General features: G+C 59.4%; 12 protein-coding genes and 2 pseudogenes. 1 reads left to right on the forward strand and 13 read right to left on the reverse strand.

From position 1 onward, the window contains the following. Window positions 1-15: 15 nt before the first annotated feature. Entirely contained in the window at window positions 16-2,172 is a 2,157-nt protein-coding gene (locus N2601_RS32685; protein WP_311319479.1) for a putative bifunctional diguanylate cyclase/phosphodiesterase, read from the reverse strand. 612 nt (window positions 2,173-2,784) lie between these two features. Between N2601_RS32685 and N2601_RS32690 the strand changes: the two are divergent. Next, window positions 2,785-2,964: pseudogene (locus N2601_RS32690) on the forward strand (transposase); the annotation flags it as partial. Between the two features lie 587 nt (window positions 2,965-3,551). Here the strand turns inward: N2601_RS32690 and N2601_RS32695 are convergent. The 12 genes and pseudogenes from N2601_RS32695 to N2601_RS32750 all read right to left on the reverse strand — a co-directional run bounded on the left by N2601_RS32695 (window position 3,552) and on the right by N2601_RS32750 (window position 16,548). Next, window positions 3,552-5,279 carry a GMC family oxidoreductase N-terminal domain-containing protein gene (locus tag N2601_RS32695; protein ID WP_260306085.1) on the reverse strand — a complete coding sequence of 576 codons (1,728 nt, stop codon included), beginning with the start codon at window positions 5,277-5,279 and terminating at the stop codon, window positions 3,552-3,554. Between the two features lie 154 nt (window positions 5,280-5,433). Next, the gene (locus N2601_RS32700; protein ID WP_260306086.1) at window positions 5,434-6,933 is read right to left on the reverse strand and encodes an aldehyde dehydrogenase family protein; all 1,500 of its coding nucleotides are present in this window, start codon (window positions 6,931-6,933) and stop codon (window positions 5,434-5,436) included. A gap of 52 nt (window positions 6,934-6,985) precedes the next feature. Then, window positions 6,986-7,945: an AraC family transcriptional regulator gene (locus N2601_RS32705; protein ID WP_260306087.1), complete on the reverse strand. Its 960-nt coding sequence runs from the start codon at window positions 7,943-7,945 to the stop codon at window positions 6,986-6,988. 39 nt (window positions 7,946-7,984) lie between these two features. Then, complete coding sequence (gene pcaD, locus N2601_RS32710) at window positions 7,985-8,782, reverse strand: 3-oxoadipate enol-lactonase (RefSeq protein WP_260306088.1); 798 nt, start codon at window positions 8,780-8,782, stop codon at window positions 7,985-7,987. Between the two features lie 139 nt (window positions 8,783-8,921). Next, window positions 8,922-10,215: pseudogene (locus tag N2601_RS32715) on the reverse strand (MFS transporter); the annotation flags it as partial. Window positions 10,216-10,251: 36 nt separating this feature from the next. Beyond that, window positions 10,252-11,040 carry a benzoate diol dehydrogenase BenD gene (gene benD / locus N2601_RS32720; RefSeq protein ID WP_260306089.1) on the reverse strand — a complete coding sequence of 263 codons (789 nt, stop codon included), beginning with the start codon at window positions 11,038-11,040 and terminating at the stop codon, window positions 10,252-10,254. Then, window positions 11,037-12,068 carry a benzoate 1,2-dioxygenase electron transfer component BenC gene (gene benC, locus N2601_RS32725; protein ID WP_260306092.1) on the reverse strand — a complete coding sequence of 344 codons (1,032 nt, stop codon included), beginning with the start codon at window positions 12,066-12,068 and terminating at the stop codon, window positions 11,037-11,039. Before benC ends, benD begins: the two co-directional genes overlap by 4 nt. A 41-nt stretch (window positions 12,069-12,109) precedes the next feature. Then, on the reverse strand, window positions 12,110-12,598 hold the full coding sequence (gene benB, locus N2601_RS32730; RefSeq protein WP_260306093.1) for a benzoate 1,2-dioxygenase small subunit: 489 nt from the start codon (window positions 12,596-12,598) through the stop codon (window positions 12,110-12,112). After that, window positions 12,595-13,953, reverse strand: coding sequence for a Rieske 2Fe-2S domain-containing protein (locus N2601_RS32735; protein ID WP_260306095.1), 1,359 nt, complete (start codon window positions 13,951-13,953; stop codon window positions 12,595-12,597). The genes benB and N2601_RS32735 overlap by 4 nt, the downstream gene beginning before the upstream one ends. Before the next feature lie 107 nt (window positions 13,954-14,060). Next, complete coding sequence (catA, locus tag N2601_RS32740; RefSeq protein WP_260306096.1) at window positions 14,061-14,999, reverse strand: catechol 1,2-dioxygenase; 939 nt, start codon at window positions 14,997-14,999, stop codon at window positions 14,061-14,063. Between the two features lie 72 nt (window positions 15,000-15,071). Next, the gene (gene catC, locus N2601_RS32745; protein ID WP_260306097.1) at window positions 15,072-15,362 is read right to left on the reverse strand and encodes a muconolactone Delta-isomerase; all 291 of its coding nucleotides are present in this window, start codon (window positions 15,360-15,362) and stop codon (window positions 15,072-15,074) included. Window positions 15,363-15,372: 10 nt separating this feature from the next. After that, a complete protein-coding gene (locus N2601_RS32750) occupies window positions 15,373-16,548 on the reverse strand; it encodes a muconate/chloromuconate family cycloisomerase (RefSeq protein ID WP_260306099.1) in 1,176 nt (391 codons plus the stop codon). Window positions 16,549-16,676: the final 128 nt, after the last annotated feature.

Genomic DNA, 16,676 nt, shown 5'->3' on the forward strand with positions numbered 1-16,676 from the left:
CGGTTCGCCCGACCGTTAAATTAACGTCTGATCCGGGGATCGTTCGGCTTCACGCTCTACAGCGACATGGGTTGCGATCGACGGCTGCTTAGGCGGGACAATCTTCGAGAACGCAACCGGTTCGCCGAACAGGAAGCCCTGCACTTCCTCGCAACCCGAGGCTTTGAGCAACGATAATTGGTCATACGTCTCGATAGCTTCGGCTAAAACGGGAATTCCGAAGCTTCTGCCAAGGGCCAGCGCGGCTTGGACAACCGCCGCGGTTTGTTGGTTTGCGGTCGAAGTAGAGAAGAGGGAGCGGTCTATCTTGATCTTGTCGAAGGGGAAGGCGCGCAGCGTATCGAGCGAACTATATCCTGTTCCGAACTCATCGAGAGCGATGGAAACCCCGAGTGCCTTGATTTGGCGCAGTGTATGCAAGGCTCGCTCCCGATCCGCAAAAATAATAGATTCGGTCAATTCCAATTCCAGCCGCTCGGGCGCCAGACCAGTTTCCATAAGAACCTCCATGATGTTGCGAGGCAGGTTTGGCTGCCTTAACTGTTGAGCTGAGAGATTCACTGCGACCTTGTGGGGTAGCTCCCATGTTGCGGCCTCCGCGCAGGCAGTGCGCAGTACCCATGCGCCGAGTGGGATGATGAGGCCATTTTCTTCGGCGATCGGAATGAATTCGGTCGGGGCAATCTGGCCGAGGCGCGGATGCTCCCAGCGCAAGACTGCCTCATAGCCCCGTATCTCGCTTGTCGCTATTGTAGTCTGCACCTGATAGTGCAGCGAGAGCTCGTTGCGAAAGAGAGCCTGACGCAGATCGATGGAGAGCCTCCGGCGTGCCTGGATCTTGTCATCCATACCCACTTCATAGAAGCAGACATACCGCGACGGATCAGCCTTGGCCCGATACATGGCAAGGTCTGCAAGGTTGATGAGGGATTCCTTGCTTGCGGCATCGTCTGGATGAATCGCTACTCCCAAGCTTGCGCCCGGCATGATTTCCGTTCCGTCGAATTGGATTGGCCCGAAGAGCGCGGTCTGAAGCCGGGCGAGGAAATCGGAAAGGTCCCCGGTGTCGGTCATGCGATAAAGCGCAATAAACTCGTCTCCGCCAGTTCTCGCAATGAACTCCCCTTCATCCTCACGAAGCAGATCCTTGATACGTCGACCGAGCGCGCGCAGGACCTCATCTCCGGCAGCATGGCCGCGCAGATCGTTGATTTCCTTAAAGCGGTCTAGGTCAATACAGACTAAGGCGAGCCTCCCAGCGCGTTCTCCGGCCAGAGACATTTCGAGATCGATACGTTCGTTGAAGTTGACACGGTTCGGTAGCCCGGTGAGAGGGTCGTTCAAGGCCAGACTGCGAAGCCGCTCCATGGAGTCAGCGCGTACGCTGTCGTCGATGAGGTGGCTCACCAGTCCCGACCCAATGATCACGAAGGACATGGCTGCGATAGCAACAGCAAGGGTGTGCAGAGCTTCGGGAGTAGAGAACGACTGGGCCACCAGCAACGGCTCAACGCGAAATGCAGTCATGCCGGTGAAATGCAACGAGACAATCGCCAAGGCGAGTGTACCGGCCATCTGCGTCGTTGCCGACGCCCGAGCCCGCATGCCAAGGTGCAGCGAAAGCGCAGAAAGGACAACCGAAAGTACGAGGGCGACCGCGAGATAAGACTTATTCCACGACACAATGCCCTGCACCCTGTAGGCCATCATGCCGGCAAAGTGCATGGCTGCGACGGCTAGTCCGACAATCGCCCCGCCGAGGGCGGGCATGAAGCGCGCCCGACAATCGCTGGCAACCATGAAACCAAAAGTGCTGCCCAAAACTGCAACAAACAGGGAAACCACGGTTAGAATAGGGTCGAAGTCGATGGGAACATGTGCATCGTAGCCGAGTATGGCCACAAAATGGGTGCACCAGATCGCCACTCCTGCGGCGAGTGCGGTCATGAATAGCCAGCCGTATCGCTGGCCACCGGCCGCGCTGCTTGTCCGCTGGAACAGTCGTGCCGTCACCCATGAGCCACTGACGCAGAGCAGCGCAGCCAAGATCACGAGCCACGGGTTATGATATTCGACAATGCACCCAATTATCGTCTGCATCTGTAGATGCCCCCTAGGCATCACCTTCAAAAAATCGAGAGCAGGCGTTTCTGCCTCTTCGCGGAAGAACATGATTTCGTCCCTGAGAACGCCAGCGGTTGCTTATACGAGCAGCCCGCGAAGCCTTCAGGGCGGCGACTGCGTTGTTAATCTTGGAGGGAAGAGTTACAGCTGCTAAAAGTTGGCGTCAGTATTTCGACAATGCGGAAGCAGGCGCCGCCAGGCGCCAAGAAATCTTGACTCGAAGCAATACTTTTCATTCTGACAGTCCTCTGCAATGATATGCAGGAAGACGTCATGGCTCCTGAGCAATCGAAACTGACGTGATCCGATCGATTCATTCGATCAGCAGCATAGGACGCGCACAATTACACAGACCGGCTCGTCAAAACTTCCAACCAGATCTGGCCGTAAGTGGTACTGACGATCTAGCTATTCGGAAGATTACTAAATTATTCCCATGTCGCAGCTGCGTGCCGATTTCGCGCGTCACTCGGATAGTCGCCGCCAGAAATGGACATGTCAGTTACTCTATAGAATGAATCCTATCCCCTTGCGACTGCCGTTCAACGGCTTTGTCCAAAAAATGGATCGTGCCCCTTAAAGCGGACAGCAATTAGGCTGCGGTTTTGCACGTCTGCCGATGTGTTGATCCTCAAACTGTTGTGAGCCGAGGACGGACGAATGAAGAAGCACAGATTTACCGAAGAGCAGGTTATTGCGGTGCTGAAGGAGCAGGAGGCTGATGGGGCAAAGGTGTCCGACCTGTGCCGCAAGCACGGGATTTCAGAAGCGACGTTTTACAACTGGAAAGCCAAATACGGCGGCATGGAAGTGTCCGAGGCCAAGCGGCTGAAGGCGCTGGCATTCAATCCTCCCAAGTAGCAAATCAAGCGCGAGTCTACGCACTCGGTTCGAAGGCTATCAGGAGTTGGCTGTCAGGATGAGAAATGGCAAGCCCACGGATGATTGCCGGTGTACTTCGGTCAGATTTGTGCAACGTCGTTTTCGACAGCGCAGCGATCTGCTGGGTAGGTCCCGTGAAGTGACGATGACACGCGGATCGCATCGTCGACCAAGAAATCGTGCTGTAGGTTGATGTTCTCAACCAAGGCCTATCCCTTGCCAACCCGCACAAATAAGGCAAATATTCGTAATGCTACCCACGGATCAGACCCGACCAAGCGCCGATGCTTGAAGCATCAGGCACATACGAGAGTGCCCGTTGTTTTGCATCGACTGGCGCTAAAACGAAATGGGCTTCTCCCTCAACGAGCTCCCCACGCCCGCCACTGCTGTCCGGCAGGATCGGCGTCAGCGCAGGGACCGGCACGTCAATGTGGAACGCCGATGAGTGGGCGAGGGACCATGCAATGCGATTTGAAAAGATAGCCCGGAATCTTGCATCGTTCCGCCCTGCCGGGGTCAACATATAACGCCAGTCTACAGCCTCATGTTACCCCCAGTAGAATGTCAGCAGCCCGTTCGCCAATGATGACTGTCGGGGCCATCGTGTTGCCCGTCGACACTTGCGGCATCACCGAGGCATCCGCGATGGTCAAGCCTTCAATGCCCCTGACGTTAAGAGAGGCATCAACCACGGACATTTCGTCAGTGCCCATCTTGCAGGTGCAACTTTCATGGAAATATGTCCCGGCGGCATCGCGGATGAAGCTGGTCATTTCCGCCTTGCCCAGATTACCCGGCATGATCTCCCGCTTGACATAAGCCCGCATCGGCGCGGAGTTGCCGATCTCTCGGCAAAGCTCGATGCCGACAAGCAAGGCTTTCATATCGTCCGGATGCCTGAGAAATCCGCCGTCGACCTGAACCAGATCCAGCGGATTGGCAGAGCGCAGCGTGACGCGCCCGCGGCTCTTGGGCTTCACTAGACCGGGAGCAATCGTCCATGCACCAGGCACGACCGGGAACTTGGTGCTCGTGACCTCGGACGCATAGGGCACCTCAATCTGAAACGGCTGTAGGTCCGGCCGGTCCAGGGAAGCATCGCTTTTCCAGAAAAACGTTGCCTCAGCGAGGTTGTTTCTTGGCGGCAGCGCGTCCTTGTACTCCCAGATGCACCCGGCTACGAGTACGTGATCTTGGAAATTGCGTCCGACGCCCATCGACTTGACAAGCGTCTTGATGCCGTGGCGTGCAAGTTCATCGGGATCGCCAATGCCGGACAGCATCAGCAGCTTCGGCGTATTGAGCGCTCCCGCGCTCAGCACGATTCGCTTGGCCGAAACCGTGTGATTCTGACCATCCTTGCGGAATTTGACAGCCCTGGCAGTGGTTCCCTCGAAGCCCAAGCCCATGACCTCCGCTCCGGTCAGCAGCGTAATATTCGGCTTGGAGAGTTCTCCATAGAGATAATCGGCAGGTATGTTCCGGCGCTGGCCATTCTTTATTCTGAGGTTGGCGATGGCCGCCCCGCCATCCCCCTCCATCATCGCCCCATTCATGTCGTCGAATGTGGGGATTCCGACAGAGTTCGCCGCCGCCAGCATCGCGGGTGCGATGGCGGCCGGATCCTGCGCGGGCTCGATCCAGAGCCGGCCATTCTTGCCGCGCCGGACGGCGTCCTCCGCGCCGCGCCAATTTTCGATGCGGCGATAAATCTTTAGGACATTCTCATAGGACCAGGCAGGGTCCCCTGATTCGTCGGCCCAATGGTCGAAATCGCCCTTATGGCCCCGTGCCCAGACGGTCGCGTTGACGGAAGAGCCGCCCCCCACTGCCCTTCCCATCGGCAGGATCAGCGCGCGGCCGTTCACGTCCGAACTGGGATCGGCCGTAAATCCCCAGTCGCGCTCGGAGCGGATATTGCTGGGCCACATGCCCGGCTTGAGCACGGCATCCACCTGATCGCTGCCACCGGCTTCCAGCAGCAGCACTTCGGCGCCGGCGGCCGCAAGGCGTCCTGCCACAACCGCGCCACCGCTTCCGGCGCCAACGACAATGTAGTCATAAGAGCCCTTCAGGTTCTGCCTGTTGTAAAGCTGGCTAATCGCCGCCATTTCGCCTGCGTCAGCCAGCGCGTGTGTCGCCGCGAGCGAAACGCCGGCCGCAAGGGCCGCCTTTATGAAGGCGCGTCGCCCGATCTGGCCCCGATAGAGCCCGGCTTCCAGCCGATTCAAAGCATCGCCCTGAGCCAGATCATGATCATTCAAATACATTGTTTCCTCCTCTCGATTTTTGGTGCGCGCACGGGACGGGACAGACGGACGCCCTCTTAGCATCCGAACAGGCATGCGCTCCGGTCGACGTCATTCTTCACAGAGAATGCAACCGACCGCGCCGCAGCGGTGGCGCTGACTGGACGTGCCCGCGTCAGAACGGGTATTGACGGTTCACTACCTGCGTGGAGATCCATTGCTGATCGGTGAAGAACTCGATGGCGCCGCTGGCGCCCCACTTTCCAGTCCAGCCGGACGCCTTGAAGCCGCCGAACGGGCAGTGAGGTTCATCATGAACGGGAGAGTCATTGACATGAACCATGCCGGCCTGAATGCGAGATGCCAGCATCTGGCCGCGAGCGGCATTGCCCGTTACGATACTTGCGGAGAGCCCATAAGGCGTGTCATTCGCCACGGCAATCGCTTCGTCTTCCGACTCGACGGGAATGACGAGCGTGACCGGACCGAAAATCTCTTCGTTGTAGATATCCATGTCCGGGGTGACCCCAGTGATGACGGTGGGCTGGAAGAACGGCCCCTGCTTTTCGCCACCCGCATGAATCTTTGCTCCGGCCGCAATAGCCGCCTTGACTAGGCGGTCAATTCGGTTGAGCTGGCGGTCATTTATGATCGGCCCGACCACGCACATCTGGTTCTCGGGTTCGATCGGTTTGAAATTGGCGACCTTTGCCGTGAGCTTCGCCAAGAAGGTTTCGTAAAGATCGCTGGCAACAATGACCTTGTCGGCAGACATGCATATTTGGCCCTGATGCAGGAACGAGCCGAAGAAGGCGACGTCCACGGCATAGTCGATATCGGCATCATCGAGCACAACGATCGAATTCTTGCCGCCCATTTCGAGAATGACCCGCTTGAACTGGGCAGCGCAGGACTTGGCGATCTCGCGCCCGACCGCCGTCGAGCCGGTGAAGCTGACACGTGCCACGCGGGGGTCCTCGACCAGCTGCGTGCCGATCTCGCCAACGCGCTCGCGGCTGCAGGTCACTACATTGATGGTTCCCACCGGAAAGCCGGCATCTTCGAACAGCTTGGCCAGCATCAGGCCGCCGGTGAGCGGTGAATCCTCCGACGGCTTCAGCACGGCCGTATTCCCGAGTGCAAGACCATAGACGAAGCCGCGCAGCGATAGATAGAGCGGGAAATTCCAAGGGGATATGACCCCGATCACGCCAGCGGCCTTGCGCTGGACCGTATTCACCTTGCCGGCAACATTGGACGGCAGGATCTCGCCGATGGCCCGCGTCGACAGTGCCGCGGCTTCCCGAAGCGCCAAAGGCACCAGGCTGCATTCGAACATCGCCTTGCCGAAGCCGGAGCCTGTCTCCACAATCAGCGCGTCGCAGAATTCGCGCTCGCGGGCAACAAAGAGCTCCGCGGCCTTGTAGAACAGTTCCGAACGCGCTGCAGGCGGCAAGGCAGCCCATGCCGGCTGCGCTGCATGGGCCGCCGCAATCGCCTGAGACAAGTCGGATGCGCTGGCATCCGGGATCCGGGCAAAACCTTGCCGTGTCGTGGGGTTGATGTCATCGAAATGCGAGGCGGTCTCGCGCCACTCACCGCCGACGAAGATTCGGTATTGCTGCGTAGTCGATCCATCCCCGCTCGCAACGAATTCCGCGATTAAATCCAGCATGGGCTGATGCTCCTCCCTGTTGATCGAAGAAGGATATGCCGGGCGCCGGGCTTCAGATATGTCCGGCACTCTCAAAGTCTTGCCTGACGCCATCAAGTTCCAGCAGCCGCGACCTCGAGCAGCGCTTGGCGTACTCCCCCGGCGTCTCGCCCGACACTTGCTTGAATATCCTCGAGAAATGGGCAAGGCTCTGGAAGCCTACCTCAAAGGCCACCTCGTTCAGGGATATGTTCCCGGCCAGCAGTATGTCCTTCGCTTTCTGAATCCGTGCCTGATGGGCGTATCGCGACGGCGTGGTGCCGAACTTCTGCCTGAAGTGACGAAAGAAGGTGGCTTCGCTCATACCGGCGATCCTTGCGTACTGTTCGGGATCGGGCCGGTTGTGCGGTTGGCTGGCAATGTACCGGGCCACAGCATCGAGTCCGGTGTCTGGCACTGTCGACCGTGTTTCCAGCAGCAGCCGCCTGTTCTGAACCTGCAACAGACGGATGGCAAGCTCGACCATGTTGGCGTCGACGAGCAGATCCCGGTATTCGGAATTTGTCTCAAGGTAGAAGTTCATTAGCCGATCCAACTGGAAATCAATCTCCCGCTCGCCTCGATAAATGGCGTAGCTGGTCCAGTCGATGGCCAGTTCATGACGCTCTCCGGCCTTGCGACGGGCATCATTTAGCCGGAAGAGGATGTCGTCGAACTTCGCGCGCTCGATTTCGAAGCAGATGCAGGTGGTCGGGTTGTCCGTGTCCGCAAACGGAAAATCGATGATGAGCGGCATACTTGGGGGCACCATCATGGATTCGCCCGGCACAAAGGCGAAAGGCGCCGAGCCGCCCACGCGCATCGTCTTGTGGCCAGACATCATTCGGCACACGATCGGATTGGAAAACTGCAGCGGCACGGAAGCCCGCTCATTGGTGAAGTAGCTCGAAGCCTCCGAGGCAGCGCTGTAATATACTTCCCGATGCTCGACCGCTTTCTGTACGTCCCGCCCCGTCTTGCCACTGGAATTCATGATGCAGTCCTCCCAGGATTATCAAGTCTCTCGGAAACCCTACGTCTCTTCGCTGAGGAAATCGAGCATATCGGTGCTAAAGCGGCAAGTGTCCTGCGCGTTCACGATGTGCCGCCCAGGCAGCATCATGTGCCGGCCAAGCCGCACCTGACCTGCAATGAACGCGAGATCGGTGGGCGGACACACTTCGTCCCCTTCTGCCGACACAGCAAGAACCGGATTGTCTATGCGACCTATTTCCAGCCGCAGGTCCGCTTCCGCTAGGGCCGCACAACATCCAATGTAGCCAATAGGCGATGTAGCGAGGAAGCCCTTGAGCATCGTCTGGATGAATTCGGGCCGGGAAGCGACAAGATCGGGGCTAAACCACCGCTCCACCGTTCCCGCCGTCAAAGAGCCGAGGCCGGCTTGGCGAACGGCGTCGATCCGTGCCTGCCAGCCTTCTGCGGTGCCGATTTTCGCAGCCGTGGCGCACAGCACCAGTTTGCCGATGCGGTCGCCGGCATGGATGGCCAGCCACTGGCCGACGAGTCCGCCGATGGAAAGGCCGCAGAAATGGGTTTGTGCGATGTCGAAGGCATCGAGAAGCGCCAACACGTCGCTCGCTAAGTCCGCCAATGTGTATGGCGCTGCAGGTGCGGAGGAATTGCCATGTCCGCGGCGATCATAGCGCAGGATGCGGAAATGCGGCGCAAGATCCGAGGCCTGCGCATCCCACATGCTCAGATCCGTGCCAAGGGAATTGCAAAATAGCAGCCACGGCCGGTCGCCCCCAATCTGGTTCGGTGCATCGATCTGATAATGAAGGCGATGGCTGGAAAGTTCGAGGAACGGCATCTGCAACTCCGATATGCACTTGGCGACGAAAGGAATGCGTGACGACCGCCGGGCAGCGCATCCGGTCGGATGGTGAGGCTTTCGGAGGTCGCCGTTTTTTGAGTTGGGCCCGGGCCGCCTGCGTTGGGACCCGGGTGTGGGCATTGTTGACCGCGAACACCAGCATCGCCAGGGCGGAGATCGCTGCCGGAATCGCAAAGATCAGAAAATTCTGCTCCAGCGGCAATTCTCGGGCCAGCAGGAGGCCGCCTAAGGTCGGGCCCACGATTGCCCCGATCCTGCCTGCCGGAAGCCCAGCCAAGCCCGGTTGAGCGAACCGACAGGTTGTAGAGTTGTGCCACGCAGGCATAGAGCAGGATCTGCGTGCCGATCGTGGTCGCGCCGGCAACGAAGATCGTGAGGAAGAGGAGTGTGGACGGCAGGTCGAAACCGATCAGCGCGACGGAGACAGCGGCCGCCGCGAAAAAGCCCACAACGACATTCGGCAAGCCGAACCGGTCGCCCAGCATCCCGCCGGCGACGGCACCCACCATGCCGCCGAAGTTGAGCGAGAACAGGCTCAGTAGGCTTGCTCGCTCGCCATACCCAGCTTCCTGGAGAAGTTTAGGCAACCAGGACGACAGGAGATAAACCAGCAGGAGGCAGCAGAAAATGGCGGCCCAGAGCAGGAGCGTCTGCACGCTACGGCCCTGCCGGAACAGCTCTGTCACCGAGGCCGAGGCGCTTTTCGGCTCGGTGAATACCAGCGTGTCGGTATCTCCCACCTGGGCAGATGGATCAAGCTTGCGATAGATGTACCTCGCATCCTCCTGCTTGCCTTGCCGAATGAGAAAGCCGAGCGACTCGGGCAGGCGCCACAGGATCAGCGGCAGAAGCAGCAGCGGCAACGTGGCAACCAGGAACATCGGCTTCCAGCCGAAACTTGGAATAATGCCGATGCCTAGCCCTGCGGCCACCATGCCGCCGACCGAATAGCCGGAGAACATCAGCGCGACCATCGTGCCGCGCGGTCGTTTGGGCGCATATTCGTTTATCAGCGCCACGGCATTGGGCATCAATCCGCCGCAACCGAGCCCGGCGAAAAACCTGAAGATCTGAAACTCGAACGGCGAACGGGATGGTCCTGTCATGAACGTCGCCACGGTGAAAAGCAGGAAGCTTATCGCAATTCCCTTCTTGCGCCCGATCTTGTCGGCCAGAGGCCCGAACAGGAGTGCGCCGAACATCATTCCGAACAGCGCCCAGGCCTGCAGCGCACCGGCTTGCGGCTTGCTGAGCCCCCATTCGGCAATCAAGGTGGGCAACACGGTGCCGGCGACAAAGACGTCGTATCCATCGACAATAAGCAGCAGCGCGCGGAGCGCAACGGCCGACAATTGAAACCTGCCGAACGGCATTCTGTCTATTGCTTCATTCACATCGATATTGCGCACCTACTCCTCCCGAATTGCTGTGCGAAAAATCTGCATTCAGCCGAGGTCGCCCCCCGCGACGGGCAACACGTTACCCGTGATGTAGGAGGCTTCGTCCGAGGCCAAGAACAGGATCGGTGCCACCTGTTCATCCACCGTGCTGTAGCGCTTCATGAAGCTTGATTGCTTCACTTGACCCACGACCTCCGCCATCCAGGCTGTCTCGTTGGCCGTGTCGCCTGCGGCATTGCGCGGGATGCGGCGCGGCGGCGCCTCCGTCCCACCCGGCGCGGTAGCGACCACGCGGATATTGCGATTGGCGAGCTCCATAGCCAGGGATTGCGTTATGGCATTCACCCCGCCCTTTGCGGCCGAATATGGCACGCGGTAAATCCCGCGCGTCGCATTCGACGACACGTTAACGATCGTGCCAGCCCCGCGCTCGAGCAGGTGGGGGACGACCGCATGGCAGCAGTAGAGCGTCGGCATAAGCGAACGGCGGATCTCGTCGTCGATCTGCTGCGGCTCGAACGCCTCGTAGGGACGCATCCGGATCGCGCCGCCGACGTTGTTAATCAGGATATCAATGCCGCCGAACGTCGAGGTCGCAAAGCGCATCGCCGCAGCCGCGCCGTCGTAATGTTCCAGATCTGCGTTGTATGCGACAGCCGATGCGCCTTCCGTTTCGGCAGCCACGTTGGCGATGAAGTCTGCACGATCCACCAGAACGACATGTCCGCCCTCTCGCGCGGCCCGCAGCGCGACCGCCCGGCCGATTCCTTGGGCCGCGCCGGTGACGACGAGGACCTTGCCCGCGAAACGGCCGGTGGATGAGGGCGCGCTCACGCCGCCACCTTCCCGGTCACGTTGGCGGTGAACTTCTCATAGTGGAAGCTGGCGGGCTTGAAGTCCGCACCATCGAAATATGTGCGGACTGCATCGACCATCTGGGGCGGCCCGCAAAGATAGGCGTCCACCTGGCCGCCATGCAGCGCTTCCTTCGGGATATGCTGCGTGACCCAACCTTTGCGGGGATGGTCGGAATTGGGATCTGCGACCACCGTCGTGAAGGTAAAGTTCGGCAGACGGCTGGCAAAGGAAGCGACCTCATCGACAAGGACGAGATCGCGATCTCGTGTCACTCCGTAGACTAGGTGGACATGCTCCCTCGACTCCGCGCGAGCAAGAACCTCGAGCATCGAGAGGAAAGGCGCGAGCCCGGTGCCGCCGGCTAGCATGAGAAGCGGCCTTTTCACGTCACGCAGATAGAAGCTGCCGAATGGTCCGGCGAGGTCAAGGCGGTCGCCGGGCCGTGCTTTCTCGAGCCAGCCACTCATCACGCCGCCCGGGATCATCTTGATTAGGAAGGCGAGCGTGTTTTCCCCCGGCTTTGAGCTGAAGGAATAGGATCGACTCTGACCCGTGGCGGGCACATCGATATTGACATACTGACCCGGCAGGAAAACAAGCGTGCTGGCGGAGGCATCGACCTTGAGCTCAAGGACGATCGCCGCGTCATGGTGCTGCGTGATGCTTGTGACGGTCGCCGCGAATTTCATTTGCCGCGTCTTGCAGGCCAGCGACGTGGTGGGCACCGCGAGCACGCAATCCGACGAGGGCCTCATCTGGCATGTCAGAACGAGGCCACTCGCCGCCTCGTCGGGCGTCAGGGCATCTTCGATAAAGTCGTTGCCAAGATCGTAAGCACCGCTCTCAGCCCGACATTTGCATGTGCCGCAAACGCCATCGGAACAATCCATCGGCAGATTGATCTTGTTTCGATAGGCGGCATCGAGGACCTTCTCGTTGTCCTTGCATTCGATGAACCGCGTTATCCCATCCTCGAAATTCAATGCAATGTTGTAGCTTGGCATGGATTCCTCCTCGACAGTTCGCGTCCAACTGACGGCTGTGGTCAGATGTGGTAGACGTCGATAACCTGGCGGATGTAGTCGTTCTTCAGCACGATCTTCTTGTGTGTGATTGAGAGTTGCTCGCCGCTAACGCGAAGCGTGACAAACGTGGTTCCGAAGAACTGATCCGTCACCTTGTATCGATGGTTGAGCGTGTGAAAATTATACCGCACGTCGATCTCATCGCCGCGGACGCCCACAATTTCGACGTTGTTGACGTTGTGGCTGGTGCGTGGCTCCGGCGTGGAAGCCCCTGACCGCTCGGTCTTGATACGGAACACCCGGTCTTCGAGGCCGTCCTTGGTCGGATAGTAGATCAGGGAAATCTGCGATTGCGGATCCTCGGTGATCTGGTCGTCATCGTCCCAGGCCGGCATCCAGTACACGACATCGGGTGCATAGCATTCGAGCCATTCGTCCCATTGCCGGTCGTCAAGGTAGCGCGCCTCGCTGTAGAGGAACTTGCAAACGCTTTCGTAGGAAACGGTCATGCTTGGGCTCCATTCTTTTCGAACACAAGGGCCTCGCGCATCACCTTCATCCAATATTCATGCTGGCGAACGAATAGGCCCTCGTCCTCGCTCCGCTCACCCGAGAGAAGCGGCCGGATTCCCATCCGCGTGGCATTTTCGTCCGGACCCTCGATCCAGAGCGGAGCACCGCGCGACAGGTCGTTCCAGAGCGCCGATATGCCGGCATAGCCGACCTGACAGGCTCTGAATTCTTCCAAGTCATCGGCGGTGCCCATACCCGAGACGTTGAAAAAATCCTCGTATTGACGAATTCGCAGGGCGCGATCGGTTGGGCTTTCACCCTTCGGCGCGAAACAGAAGATGCTGATCTCGGTCTGGTCGACGCTGATGGGACGCGTCACGCGGATCTGCGTGCTGAACTGGTCCATCAGGAAGACATTCGGGTAGATGCAGAGATTGCGGGTTTGGTTGACAATGAACTCGGCCTTGTCGGCGCCGACGCGCTCGCTGATCTCGTCGCGGTGGTTATAGACGGGCCGGACCTCGGGATTCATGGTATTAGTCCACAGCAGGATATGTCCGTTCTCGAAGCCGTAGACCCCGGCGACCGAGCGGCTCCAGCTGTTCGCGTCCACCGCCTTGGTACCCTCTTCTTTCCGGCGGCCCATGGTGGCGGCGTAATTCCAGTGAACGGAGCTGACGTGATATCCGTCGCAGCCGTTCTCCATCTGCAGCTTCCAGTTTCCATCGTAGATATACGCGGAGTTGCCGCGCAGGACTTCCAGGCCATTCGGAGCCTGGTCGACGATCTGGTCGATGATGGTTTTCGTCTCGCCAAGGAAGTCCTCGAACGACGCGACGTCCTCGCGCAGGCTGCCGAACAGGAAGCCGCGGTAATTCTGGAAGCGGGGTACCCGCTTCAGGTCATGCGACCCGTCCTTTGCGAACTGGGGCGGATATTGCGTGGTCTTCTCATCCTTGACCTTCAGGAGCTTGCCCGTGTTGGAGAAGGTCCAGCCGTGAAACGGACAGGTGAAGCTGGCCTTGTTGCCATGCTTGCGCCGGCAGAGCATCGCGCCGCGGTGAGCGCAGGCGTTGATCATGGCGTGCAGTTCGCCGTTCTTGTCGCGCGTCACCACGATCGGCTGCCGACCGATATAGGTCGTGTAGTAGTCGCCGATCTCGGGGATCTGGCTCTCGTGAGCGAGGTAGACCCAGTTGCTCTCGAAGATGTGCTTCATCTCCAGTTCGAACAGGTCTTCGTTGGTGAAGATGTCGCGGCGGCAGCGAAATACACCAGCCTCCTTGTCGTCCTGGACCGCGGTGGCCAGCATCATGTCAAGGTCTCTGGCTTTGTCGATAATCGCAGACATGGTCTCTCTCCCGCAGCCGCGCGCACGGAAAACCGGTGGCCGCTGCAACTATGCCGATGTTGAGGTTTCAAGGGCGGCTTTCCGGCCGCCCAAATGTCCGGCCTGTGTCAGGCGGCGGCACGCTTTCGCTGAGCATTGACCTGATTGTCCAGCCCGTCGATCAAGGCGGTCAGATGAATATCGAATGTGATTTCGGCAAACGGCCCGGTCAGTTTGTTCGCCTTGATGCTGGCCTCGTCGGTTCGCTCGACGAGATGGGGCACAAGGCCATCGCGGGTGGCGTAGGCGAAATCGTCGTTGACGAGCGGATCGCCTTCGATGTTGATCTGCGTGGTTAGCTTGCGATGATCGTCGGCGCTGATGAACAGGTGAATGTGCGCAGGACGCTGGCCGTGGCGACCGAGCGCCGAAAGCAGCTGTTCGGTGGGGCTGCCGGGGGGCACGCCATAGCCTTTCGGCACAATGCTCTGGAACTTGTAACAGCCCTTCTCGTCGGCAATGATCGTGCGGCGCATGTTGAACGGCGCCTGCTTGCCGGTGGGGTCGAAGTGGGAGTAGAAGCCACGGGTGTCACAGTGCCACACCTCGACCGTGGCACCCGGCTGCGGCTTGCCATCGCTGCCATAGACCGTTCCGTGCATGATCAGCGTGTGACCATCGGCGTCCGTGCCGTCGTCCAGGCGGGCGAAACCGTGCGCGACAGGTGCGCCGGCCACGTAGAGAGGACCTTCGATGGTTCTCGGTGTCGGGTTGTCGATCCCCAGCTCGGCATCGATCGCATCTAGGCGTTCGTCGAGGAAATGGTCGAGTCCGAGTCCGGGCGAAATCAACCCGGCCTGTCCCGCAGCGCCCAGTTCGTTCAACCAAGCGACAGCGGTCCAGTATTCGTCCGGCGTGACGTCGAAATCGTCGATGGTCCTGAAGAGATCCGACACGATGCGATGGACGATTTGCTTGGTGCGCGAATTGCCGCCCAGTTTGTCCTGGCCGCTCAGGACCTTCAGGAACTCCTGGATATCGGGCCGATTGAAAATTTTCACGCTCATAATTGATCCTCCTCGGTGGTTGAATTGCAAACTTGGCTGGCCTCATCCTCTCTAGACCACCACGCAGGCGTCCTAGCTGTCGTCGTCGCGCACGGCGGATGGATGCCGCAGAAGTGGCGCGACTTCGATCTCCATGAATTTGAACAAGGGAAGCCCGGACAGGATTTCGTGCAGCTCGGCATTGTCCTTGACATCGAAAATGCTGACATTCGCGAACTGGCCGGCGATGCGCCAGATATGGCGCCATTCGCCGCTTCGCTGAAGGTCCTGCGAATAGGCCCTTTCACGGGCCAGGATATCGGCCACTTCCTCCGACGGCAGATCGTGGGGAATATTCACATTCATGCGCACGTGGAACAGCATGGCCGCCTCCTCACAGCGCGAGACTGATTGTTTTGCGGACACCGTCACGGGCGAAAAACGCGACACGATCCTCGTCGAGTTCGATGCCCAGGCCTGGCCCCTGGGGGACAGTCAGTTCGAACTCACTATAACCCAGGGGCGTAGCCAGTATTTCCTCCGTCAGCAGCAACGGACCGAAGAGTTCGGTGCCCCATTGCAGATTGACGAACGTCGAGAACACCTGGGCCGCTGCAATGGTGCCGATCGCGCCTTCGAGCATGGTGCCGCCATATAGTTCGATGCCGGCAGCGTCGGCGATAGCTGCGACGCGCTGGGCGTTCAGCAGTCCACCGCTCTGCTCGATCTTGACCGCAAACACGTCGGCGCCTCCCGCCTTGGCGATCTCGAAGGCGCTTTCCGGCCCATGAAGGGATTCGTCAGCCATCAACGGCACTGAGAAACGGCGAACCAGCCGCGCCAGGCCCGCTGCCGACGAGACAGGCTGCTCTACAAGCTCGCAGCCGGCATCCGCCAATGCCGCCATGCCGAACGCCGCCTCGGTCTCGCTCCAAGCCATGTTGACGTCCACGCGAACTGCGGCGCGGTCGCCCAGCGCGCGCTTGATGGCCGCAACATGGGCGATGTCTTCCGCTATTCCCCGCAGGCCAATCTTGAGCTTAAAAATTCGGTGGCGCCGGAGATCGAGCATCCGCTCTGCCTCGGCAATGTCCCGGGCCGTATCGCCGGAGGCGAGCGTCCAGGCGACGGGCAGGCGATCGCGCTGGCGGCCACCGAACAGCAAGCTGATGGGCACGCCGAGCCGCTTTCCCTGGGCATCGAGCAATGCCGTCTCCACGGCGCTTTTTGCGAATCGGTTTTCCTTGACCATCTTGCCGATGCGGGTCATCAGCGCCAGGACGCGGGCTGCGTCCTGGCCGAGCATCACCGGCGCGAAATAGCTGTCGATCGCCAGCTTCATGCCTTCCGGGCTCTCGCCGCCATAGGCTAAGCCACCGATCGTCGTTCCTTCGCCGATGCCAACGACACCGTCGCTGCAATAGACCTTCACCAGCATCAGGGACTGGCCGTTCATTGTCGTTACCGACAGTCGGTGCGGCCGGATAGTCGGCAGATCGACGATCAGCGTTTCGACGCGCTCGACTGTGGGAGCGATGGAGGCAGCGAGTGGTTTAGCGATCCAGTTCATGGTGCCACACTGCGGTCGTTTAACGTTCACGTCCAACACCAATTATGTTTCGTACAATACCTTCATCGTATAGTATCGAGAAAAATACCTAGCGAACCGATCATGCTGCACTGCAACATATGAAGATC

Origin of the sequence: Rhizobium sp. CB3060 (assembly GCF_025200735.1) — a bacterium.
Classification (GTDB): domain Bacteria; phylum Pseudomonadota; class Alphaproteobacteria; order Rhizobiales; family Rhizobiaceae; genus Rhizobium.

Bases quoted from the DNA above. Each gene is read 5' to 3' on its own strand.
- N2601_RS32700 (WP_260306086.1), bottom strand. From the start codon at position 6,933: ATGCTGGATTTAATCGCGGAATTCGTTGCGAGCGGGGATGGATCGACT.
- N2601_RS32750 (WP_260306099.1), bottom strand. From the start codon at position 16,548: ATGAACTGGATCGCTAAACCACTCGCTGCCTCCATCGCTCCCACAGTC.
- catA (WP_260306096.1), bottom strand. From the start codon at position 14,999: ATGAGCGTGAAAATTTTCAATCGGCCCGATATCCAGGAGTTCCTGAAG.
- pcaD (WP_260306088.1), bottom strand. From the start codon at position 8,782: ATGCCGTTCCTCGAACTTTCCAGCCATCGCCTTCATTATCAGATCGAT.
- catC (WP_260306097.1), bottom strand. From the start codon at position 15,362: ATGCTGTTCCACGTGCGCATGAATGTGAATATTCCCCACGATCTGCCG.
- benB (WP_260306093.1), bottom strand. From the start codon at position 12,598: ATGACCGTTTCCTACGAAAGCGTTTGCAAGTTCCTCTACAGCGAGGCG.
- N2601_RS32705 (WP_260306087.1), bottom strand. From the start codon at position 7,945: ATGAATTCCAGTGGCAAGACGGGGCGGGACGTACAGAAAGCGGTCGAG.
- N2601_RS32735 (WP_260306095.1), bottom strand. From the start codon at position 13,953: ATGTCTGCGATTATCGACAAAGCCAGAGACCTTGACATGATGCTGGCC.
- benC (WP_260306092.1), bottom strand. From the start codon at position 12,068: ATGCCAAGCTACAACATTGCATTGAATTTCGAGGATGGGATAACGCGG.
- N2601_RS32685 (WP_311319479.1), bottom strand. From the start codon at position 2,172: ATGTTCTTCCGCGAAGAGGCAGAAACGCCTGCTCTCGATTTTTTGAAG.
- N2601_RS32695 (WP_260306085.1), bottom strand. From the start codon at position 5,279: ATGTATTTGAATGATCATGATCTGGCTCAGGGCGATGCTTTGAATCGG.